9 protein-coding genes are annotated in these 7,703 nt (G+C 64.9%); 3 read left to right on the top strand and 6 right to left on the bottom strand.

Going from position 1 to position 7,703, the window contains the following annotated elements; translation table 11 throughout:
• Positions 1–252: 252 nt before the first annotated feature.
• Positions 253–648 carry a GFA family protein gene (locus ACW7G1_RS14625; RefSeq protein WP_456980491.1) on the bottom strand — a complete coding sequence of 132 codons (396 nt, stop codon included), beginning with the start codon at positions 646–648 and terminating at the stop codon, positions 253–255.
• Positions 649–842: 194 nt separating this feature from the next.
• Positions 843–1,844, bottom strand: coding sequence for a GlxA family transcriptional regulator (locus tag ACW7G1_RS14620; RefSeq protein WP_456980490.1), 1,002 nt, complete (start codon positions 1,842–1,844; stop codon positions 843–845).
• Positions 1,845–2,032: 188 nt separating this feature from the next.
• Here ACW7G1_RS14620 and ACW7G1_RS14615 point away from each other — a divergent pair, with 188 nt between their 5' ends.
• Both ACW7G1_RS14615 and ACW7G1_RS14610 read left to right on the top strand, forming a co-directional pair.
• Positions 2,033–2,935, top strand: coding sequence for an MBL fold metallo-hydrolase (locus tag ACW7G1_RS14615; RefSeq protein WP_456980489.1), 903 nt, complete (start codon positions 2,033–2,035; stop codon positions 2,933–2,935).
• 110 nt (positions 2,936–3,045) lie between these two features.
• Positions 3,046–3,705, top strand: coding sequence for an SDR family oxidoreductase (locus ACW7G1_RS14610; RefSeq protein WP_456980488.1), 660 nt, complete (start codon positions 3,046–3,048; stop codon positions 3,703–3,705).
• An 18-nt stretch (positions 3,706–3,723) separates the two neighbouring features.
• On the opposite strand, the gene ACW7G1_RS14605 is transcribed toward ACW7G1_RS14610, so the two are convergent.
• The 4 genes from ACW7G1_RS14605 to ACW7G1_RS14590 all read right to left on the bottom strand — a co-directional run bounded on the left by ACW7G1_RS14605 (position 3,724) and on the right by ACW7G1_RS14590 (position 6,356).
• Positions 3,724–4,320, bottom strand: coding sequence for a TfuA-like protein (locus ACW7G1_RS14605; protein WP_456980487.1), 597 nt, complete (start codon positions 4,318–4,320; stop codon positions 3,724–3,726).
• Between the two features lie 41 nt (positions 4,321–4,361).
• Positions 4,362–5,003 (bottom strand): HD domain-containing protein, encoded by a 642-nt coding sequence (locus ACW7G1_RS14600; protein ID WP_456980486.1) that lies wholly within the window; start codon positions 5,001–5,003, stop codon positions 4,362–4,364.
• Positions 5,004–5,101: 98 nt separating this feature from the next.
• Complete coding sequence (locus ACW7G1_RS14595; RefSeq protein WP_456980494.1) at positions 5,102–6,259, bottom strand: GlxA family transcriptional regulator; 1,158 nt, start codon at positions 6,257–6,259, stop codon at positions 5,102–5,104.
• On the bottom strand, positions 6,213–6,356 hold the full coding sequence (locus ACW7G1_RS14590; protein WP_456980495.1) for a hypothetical protein: 144 nt from the start codon (positions 6,354–6,356) through the stop codon (positions 6,213–6,215). Before ACW7G1_RS14590 ends, ACW7G1_RS14595 begins: the two co-directional genes overlap by 47 nt.
• Positions 6,357–6,638: 282 nt before the next feature.
• Between ACW7G1_RS14590 and ACW7G1_RS14585 the strand changes: the two genes are divergently transcribed.
• Positions 6,639–7,691 (top strand): NAD(P)-dependent alcohol dehydrogenase, encoded by a 1,053-nt coding sequence (locus tag ACW7G1_RS14585; RefSeq protein ID WP_456980485.1) that lies wholly within the window; start codon positions 6,639–6,641, stop codon positions 7,689–7,691.
• Positions 7,692–7,703 lie beyond the last annotated feature (12 nt).

The raw sequence follows: 7,703 nt of genomic DNA, 5'->3' as shown, positions 1-7,703 counted from the left end.
GGGCGCAAGAGCGCGGGGGTGGCCGAAAAGAGGCGCCTCCGACGGCGCGTTTGCCCGATGCTGACGGCGTCATTCTGACGCCCAGAAGTGCGAAAGACTGCACTCGTTCTGGTGACGCCCAACGCCTGAGTTAAGCCGACCTGCGTAGCGTAGCCAACAACATGGCAAGCTCTTTCTGCCATGTTGTTGGTGTAGCGAAGTAGGTTCGGCTTGAACGAACTGTTAGGCCCCATTAGACGGCCAGCGACTCACTCAATCAAGGTGCTCAATGCCGTCTGCAAGATGCACCCAGGGGTGCTGCCTTTCCTCATAGACCGACACGCGCGGCGGCGGAAAGTCCGGATCTGCGAAAGCACCGACAGGAACCGCAACTACATCTGGGATGGCGTCTGACCGATAAAAGACGGTGGAGCCGCACTCCGGGCAGAAGTGGAACTGGGTTGAGCTGCCACTCTCACCGATGCGCACATATTCTTTGCTTTGGCCCTCGACAGCCACGGCATCAGCCGGGAATCTAGCCTGAGCGCTAAACACACTGCCAGTGCGCCTCTGGCAGTCCAAGCAATGGCAGATTGAGATGCGAACCGGCTCACCCCGAGTGCTAACGGTGAGCTTTCCACAGCTGCATGACGCATGACGATTGGGCATGGGGCCTAACGCTTGAATTAAGCCGACCCGCTCCTGAAGTGTCCCAGATCGCCGCGATGACGATGCGGGTTCGGCTTGAATGAATTGTCAGGCTGCAGTCCTACGCAACCCGGGAAACAATAACTCGACGAGCACGTAGCAGGCGACAGCTGCAAGCACTCAAGCGAACAAAGGGGCCAGAGGAAATATCGGATTCAAACAGATATCTCCTCTGGCCCCTTTGTTACCAGGCGCCGGCTGCCGTCGCCGCAGAAGTTCCGGCGATAGGCGGAAGGCGGTGTCCCCAGTTGCGCAGCGAAGTGCTGCCGCAGCGAGAGTGCCGTACCGAAGCCGGCCTCGGTGGCGATCTGCTCGATCGGCAGGTCGGTGGTTTCAAGCAGCTGCTGCGCGCGCGCCAGCCGCTCCGACGCGAGCCACTTCACGACCGTGGTGCCGGTCGCCTCGCGGAAGCGGCGGGTGAAGGTGCGGCGACTCATGTGGGCGGCATCGGCCAGTGCGTCCACCGACAGCGGTTCGACCAGACGCTCGCGCGCCCAGTCCAGCACGCCCGGCAAGCGGTTCTCGCTGGGCAGCTCGGGCACCGGTTGCTCGATGTATTGCGCCTGCCCGCCCTGACGATGCGGCGGCGTCACCAGCAGCCGCGCGATGCGGTTGGCCACGTCGGCGCCGTGACGCACGCGTACGAGGTTGAGACAGCAGTCGATCGCGGCGACGGTTCCTGCTGAAGTCACGATGCCGCCGTCGTCGATGTACAACACGTCCGGGCGAAAATCGGCGGTGGGAAAACGGCGGGCAAACACGTCGCGGGCGGCCCAGTGCGTGGTGGCGCGGCGGCCGTCGAGCAGGCCCGCGTCGCCCAGCACGAACGCGCCCAGGCACAACCCGACCACCTGGGCACCGCGCGCATGCGCCGCCCGCAACGCCTGCGTGAGTTCGGCGGGCGCAGGCGTCTCCGGGTGGTCCCACGCCGGCACGATGACGATATCGGCCCGCCGCATCGCGTCCAACCCATCCGGCACGTCGATCTGCAGCCCCTGCATCGTGCGCACCGGGCCGGGTGTGGGCGCGCAATACCGCACCTCATAGGGCGGCAGGCCCGGTGGCGCGGGCTGGACGCCAAACACCTGGCCGGGAACGGACAGGTGGAACAGGTTGATGCCATCGAACGCCAGCACGGCGACGCGAACGGGCTGCATGGAGGTCTCCGGAGGGCGCGAGAAGAATGGCCCGATTATATCGATAAATGTCATTTGGGCCAATGGTGCTGGACGCGCCGCCTCCCGACAATGGCTGTCATTCCACACAGTACCGCCGGCCGGGCCTGACTCCACGGCCGTCCCATACACCTTCCGGCTCAGTGCCGACCCATCCACAGGAAACTCCCATGACCCATCGAACCTTGCTGCGCGGCGCTGCCGTCGCGACCCTGGCCCTCGCGCTCGCTGCTTGCGGCGCCACCAATGCCACCAGCCCCATTGCTACCTCGAACGCCAACACCGAAGACGCCGGCGCGGTCGGCTTCCAGCAGATCCGTAACGCGACGATCAAGCTGGACTACGCCGGCACCACGTTCCTGATCGACCCGATGCTCGCGGCGAAGGACGCCTACCCCGGCTTCGAGGGCACCTACAACAGCGAGGTGCGCTACCCGCTGGTCGAGCTGCCGATGCCGATGTCCGAGGTGATGGACGCCGATGCCATCATCGTCACCCATACCCACGCGGATCATTGGGATGACGAGGCCAAGCGCAGCCTGCCCAGGAATCTTCCACTGTTTGTCCAGAACGAAGCCGACGCCGAAAGCATCCGCCAGGATGGCTTCACCGACGTGCGCGTGTTGACCCGCGACACCGTCTTCAACGGTACGCAGCTGAGCATCACCGGTGGACAGCATGGCGATGACCAGACCATGGCCGATTTCCCAAGTCTCGGCCAAGTGATGGGCGTCATTTTCCAGCGCCCGGGCCACGAGACGGTGTACCTGGCCGGAGACACCATCTGGAACACTCAGGTCGAAGATTCGATCCAGCAGTACCAGCCGGACGTGATCGTCCTCAACACCGGCTATGCGCGAATGCTGGGGCGGGACGGCTCCATCATCATGGGCAAGGACGATCTCTACCGGGCCTACCAGGCAGCGCCACAGGCCAAGGTGATCGGCAGCCACATGGAAGCCGTCAATCACGCCATGCAGACGCGCCAGGACTTACACGACCACATCAAGGCAACGGGCATGGATCCGGAGCGCGTACTGGTTCCGGCAGACGGCGAGTCCTATACCTTCTGAAGAGGTAACACCTGTCTGGCTTGATTGCCGGGATTTGGCGCGCATGTCTGTTATCGACGCGGCAACTCGTGGCAACTGCGGCGTAACACCACACCGAAGAGGAATCCATCATGCGCAAGGTCTTCATCATCGGCGGCTCGGGCAAGGTCGCCCGCCGCCTCGCCCAGCAACTCGCGGCGCGCGGCCATGAGCCGCGCTCGCTGTACCGCAAGCCGGAGCAAGCGGGCGAACTCGAGGCCCTGGGCGCCGTCCCGGTCGAGGGCAACCTGCTGGAACTCGACGCCGACGGGCTGGCGCAGCGCATGGCCGGCAGCGACGTGGTCGTGTTTTCGGCCGGCGCTGGCGGCAAGGGTGGGGTGGAAATGATCGACGCCATCGACGGCCGCGGGCTGGAGCTGGCGGTCGCGGCGGCGCGGCAGGCGGGCATCCAGCGCTTCGTGCTGGTCTCGGCCTTCCCCGAGGCCTCCCGCGGCGAGGAGGTGTCGGAGACGTTCGAGCACTACATGGCGGTGAAGAAACTCGCCGACGTGCATCTGGCCGAGTCCGACCTGGACTGGGTCATCCTGCGCCCCGGCACGCTGCTGGACGCGCCCGGCACCGGCAAGGTGCGCACGGGGCTGGCCATTCCCTACGGCGACGTAACGCGCGACGACGTGGCCGCGGCGCTACTGGAGATCATCGAACAACCAGCGGTGAGCCGGATCATCATCGAGCTGACCGAAGGCGGCACGCCGGTTGCCGAGTCCGTGGCGCGTCTGGCACGCACCTGAGTCGCAGCCTTTCCTCTGCTACCTGAGTTGCCGAAGCAGGCAGAGCGCATCCTCACGCTTGACGTCCATCAGGCGGATCGCAGGTGGCAGGCGGAAACCCGCGCCGGCAACGGCGGCCTCGATGTTCTCCCAGGTCCGCGCATCCAGCGCAATGGCGCGGAGCACGTGGACGAGCGCAGCAAATTCTCCGCTTCCCAATCCACTCGACCAAAGGCCGGCCACCACGTTGATCAGCGGCACCGTGAGCGGCCTGAACTCCAGCCCGTCGCGCGCAAACAGTGCCTGGACCAGATCCTCCCGGTCGCCACCCAGAGTCCGCAGTATCCGGAACACCTGCCCTGCACCTTTCATGCCCAGGGGTTCCAGCCGCGCCGCCAACACCGCGCCCATGCTCGCGGCCCCGTGGAGGTCGAGGCCGCGCGCGAGCGCCCGGGCGGCTTCCTCGGGGTCCAGCCGCAGGTCAGGGTCAAGCATGCCGTCGACGATCACGACCTGCGCCGGTGCAACGATGGCATCCAGGTCGCCGCGGACGATGGGGGCGCGGTACTCCGCATCCAGCACAGCGCGCGCTGCCGGTCCGGTGAGGCTCAGGCCCAGGAATACGATCGGCCTCACGCGCTCCCTCGTGGCGCGGGATCGCTGCTCAATTCGGCTGATCAATTCGGCCAGGCGGAACCGCGGATGATGGAACAGAAGTCGGTTCGCCGGTATCCCGGCACCTTCAGCGCCAGCACGTCCGCCTTCACGTTTCCGAACGCGGTTTCCGGCTTCTTCCTGATGCCATCGGCGAAGTGGTCGATGATGCCTTCCTTGAAGTTCGCCTCGCGGGGATGACAGGCACAGACCTCGTGGCGATGCTCCTGGCTGAACTCGTCGTAGGCGATGCCGAGCACGTCCATCTCGACGCCAGCGGTAACCAGGGCCACGGTCGGCCGCATGTGCCCGGGGATGCCGGGCGTCGTATGCAGTGCGATAGCCGTCCAGACGTCTTCGACGTCGCGCTCGGGCACGTCATAACCGTTCATGAAATCGCGCGCCGCGTTGGCGCCGTCGACCTCGAAGCGCAAGTCGGCGCTCGAGTACCGTTCCGTCAGACCCATGTCGTGGAACATGGTACCCAGGTAAAGCAGCTCCGGATCGTATCCGAGGCCGCGCCGGTTGCCGGAAAGCGCCCCCCAGAAGAACACGCGCCGACTGTGGTTGTAGAGCAGGTCGTCTTCGGTGTCGCGCACAAGCTGCGTGGCGGCGCGCGCCAAGGCGCTGTCAGGCACCCGGATGCCTGCGATCGTCTCGGTCATGGAAATCTACTCCAGGAAAATACTGCCCCAAGTGTCGGCAGTTATCCGTCTGGCCACAATCGAACGCTTGCGCCGGATCGTGACAGAACGGCGCGATTTCATGACACCGGGGGTGTTTCCTGGTGCCGGAACCGGGCGCGGTATTGCGCGGGAGTCACGCCAAGGCGTTCCTTGAAGACGATCCGCATGCGGTCCGCCGTCCCGAAACCGCAGTCGTATGCCACGGTCTTCAATGGCAGGTCGCTGCTTTCCAGGACCTTGCGGGCCGCGTCGATCCGTGCCCGCAGGACGAACTCGTGCGGGGTGATTCCGGTTTCCTGGACGAAATGGCGGATCAGGTTGCGCGGACTCATGTCTGCCACGCCGGCAAGCGACTTGAGCGCGTGCCGTTGGGCGGGATGCGCCGCGACGTGTTGCTGGACCAGCGCCACCGATGACGTGGAATCGACGGGAGGCGTGAGATAGGGGCTGAACTGGGATTGGCCGCCCTGGCGCTGCGCCACCACGACGAGCCGCTTGGCGACGGCCACGGCCACCTCCGGCCCATGACGCTGACCGACCAGCGCCAAGGCAAGGTCGATCCCCGCCGTGACGCCGGCAGACGTGATGAGTCGGCCGTCCCGGACATGGATCGAATCGGCTTCGACTTTCGCTTTGGGGAACATGCGTGCCAACTGGGCGGCACTCTGCCAGTGGGTCGTGACCCTCCGGCCATCGAGCAGGCCGGCATGGCCGAGCACGAATGCGCCCGTGCAGATCGAACCGTAGATCATCGACCTGCGCGGCGCTTCCCCCACCCACTCCAGCAGTTCGGCATCGGGCACCGTGTCCGGCAGCTCCGGCCCGCCTGCCACCAGGATGATGTCGAAGTCGCGTCGCGCCTCCTCGAACGTCATGTCGGCCACCACCAGCATGCCGCCGGATGTCCGCAGCGGCTTTCGATCCGCTGCAACCAGGACCGTCTTGTAATGGTCCCCGGCCGGAACATGACCGTTTGCCTCGGCAAACACGTCGACCGGCCCGGCGACGTCCAGCGCCTGCACATGCTCGTGTATTGCAATCGCGATCGTAAGTGTCGCCACGTGACCTCCGCTTCCTGCTCCGCGATTGACGCGGCTGTACACCGGGCCATCGCGGGCAGACAAGCTTAAGCGTGTTTCGGCGGCGGGGATGCGCGGCTTTCCGACCGATTGGGGTAGAGGCAGGTCATCAAGCGTCGCGAACGAGATCTTGCGCGACCGCCATGGCTTCAGCATCGTCGCTGGCCAACGGGACGGCCAGGCGCCAATCGTCATCGGATCGCTCTGCTGATTTTTTGATCTCGTCTGCATCGACCGAGCTGACGGTGCACAACTGCCTAGCCTATCGGCTGGAAACGCATGGAAACATCTTTGCGTGGGAGTTCGAGAAGGCCGCGAAGACGATCAATGTCCGCCCGCATCGTGCTCGAAGCGCTCAAAGCCTCCGCAGCTTAACGAGCATGCCGGTCAAATCGGCAAGGTCGCGATCAAGATTGGCTGACTGCACGCAGCGTGTTCCCCACGGCATAGGCTGACCTCAGGCACTCGGCGGGCGTAACGTGCGGGTCGTATTCTTCCAAGAACTAGTTTTCCGATCGACACAGGAGTCCTGACCATGACCATCAAAGCCTATGGCGCCCATGCGGGCGACCAACCCCTAAAACCCATGCAGATCACCCGGCGCGCGCCGGGCGCGCAGGACGTGCAGATCGACATCGCCTATTGCGGCGTGTGCCACTCCGACCTCCACCAAGTGCGCGCGGAATGGGCGGGCACCGTCTTCCCGTGCGTGCCCGGTCACGAGATCGTCGGCAAGGTGACAGACGTCGGTTCCGACGTCGCCGGCTTCAAGCCGGGCGACCTGGTCGGCGTGGGCTGCATCGTCGACAGCTGCCAGCATTGCGAGGAGTGCGATGCGGGTCTGGAGAACTACTGCGACCGCATGGTCGGCACCTACAACGGCCGGACACCGGACGCCCCCGGCCATACGCTGGGCGGCTACTCGCAGCAGATCGTCGTGCACCAACGCTACGTGCTGCGCATCCAGCACCCCGAAGAACAACTGGCTGCCGTTGCGCCGCTGCTGTGCGCGGGCATCACCACCTGGTCGCCGCTGCGCCACTGGAAGGTGGGCCCGGGCAAGAAGGTCGGCGTGGTCGGTATCGGCGGGCTCGGGCACATGGGCATCAAGCTGGCGCATGCGATGGGTGCCCACGTTGTCGCGTTCACCACGTCTGAATCCAAGCGCGATGCGGCCAAGGCGCTGGGCGCGGATGAGGTCGTCGTCTCGCGCAATGCCGATGAGATGGCGGCGCATGCCAAGAGCCTGGACTTCATCCTCAATACCGTCGCCGCGCCGCACGATCTGGATGCCTTCTTCGTGCTGCTAAAACGCGATGGCACGATGACCCTGGTGGGCGCGCCGGCCACGCCGCATCCCTCGCCGCAGGTGTTCAACCTGATCGGGAAACGTCGCAGCCTCGCCGGCTCGATGATCGGCGGTATTCCCGAGACCCAGGAGATGCTGGACTTCTGCGCCGAGCACGGCATCGTGGCGGACATCGAGATGATCCGCGCCGATGAAATCAACGAGGCTTACGAACGTATGCTCAAGGGCGACGTGAAATATCGGTTCGTGATCGACAACGCTTCGTTGAATAGTCAGTAATACCTGTTGGAG

The organism is Lysobacter sp. A378 (assembly GCF_054052125.1).
This window is presented reverse-complemented; position numbering and strand designations above follow the sequence as displayed.

Excerpts from the sequence above, each read along its gene's own strand:
- ACW7G1_RS14625 (WP_456980491.1), bottom strand. The coding sequence starts at position 648 with ATGCCCAATCGTCATGCGTCATGCAGCTGTGGAAAGCTCACCGTTAGC.
- ACW7G1_RS14620 (WP_456980490.1), bottom strand. The coding sequence starts at position 1,844 with ATGCAGCCCGTTCGCGTCGCCGTGCTGGCGTTCGATGGCATCAACCTG.
- ACW7G1_RS14615 (WP_456980489.1), top strand. The coding sequence starts at position 2,033 with ATGACCCATCGAACCTTGCTGCGCGGCGCTGCCGTCGCGACCCTGGCC.
- ACW7G1_RS14610 (WP_456980488.1), top strand. The coding sequence starts at position 3,046 with ATGCGCAAGGTCTTCATCATCGGCGGCTCGGGCAAGGTCGCCCGCCGC.
- ACW7G1_RS14600 (WP_456980486.1), bottom strand. The coding sequence starts at position 5,003 with ATGACCGAGACGATCGCAGGCATCCGGGTGCCTGACAGCGCCTTGGCG.
- ACW7G1_RS14595 (WP_456980494.1), bottom strand. The coding sequence starts at position 6,259 with ATGCTGAAGCCATGGCGGTCGCGCAAGATCTCGTTCGCGACGCTTGAT.
- ACW7G1_RS14585 (WP_456980485.1), top strand. The coding sequence starts at position 6,639 with ATGACCATCAAAGCCTATGGCGCCCATGCGGGCGACCAACCCCTAAAA.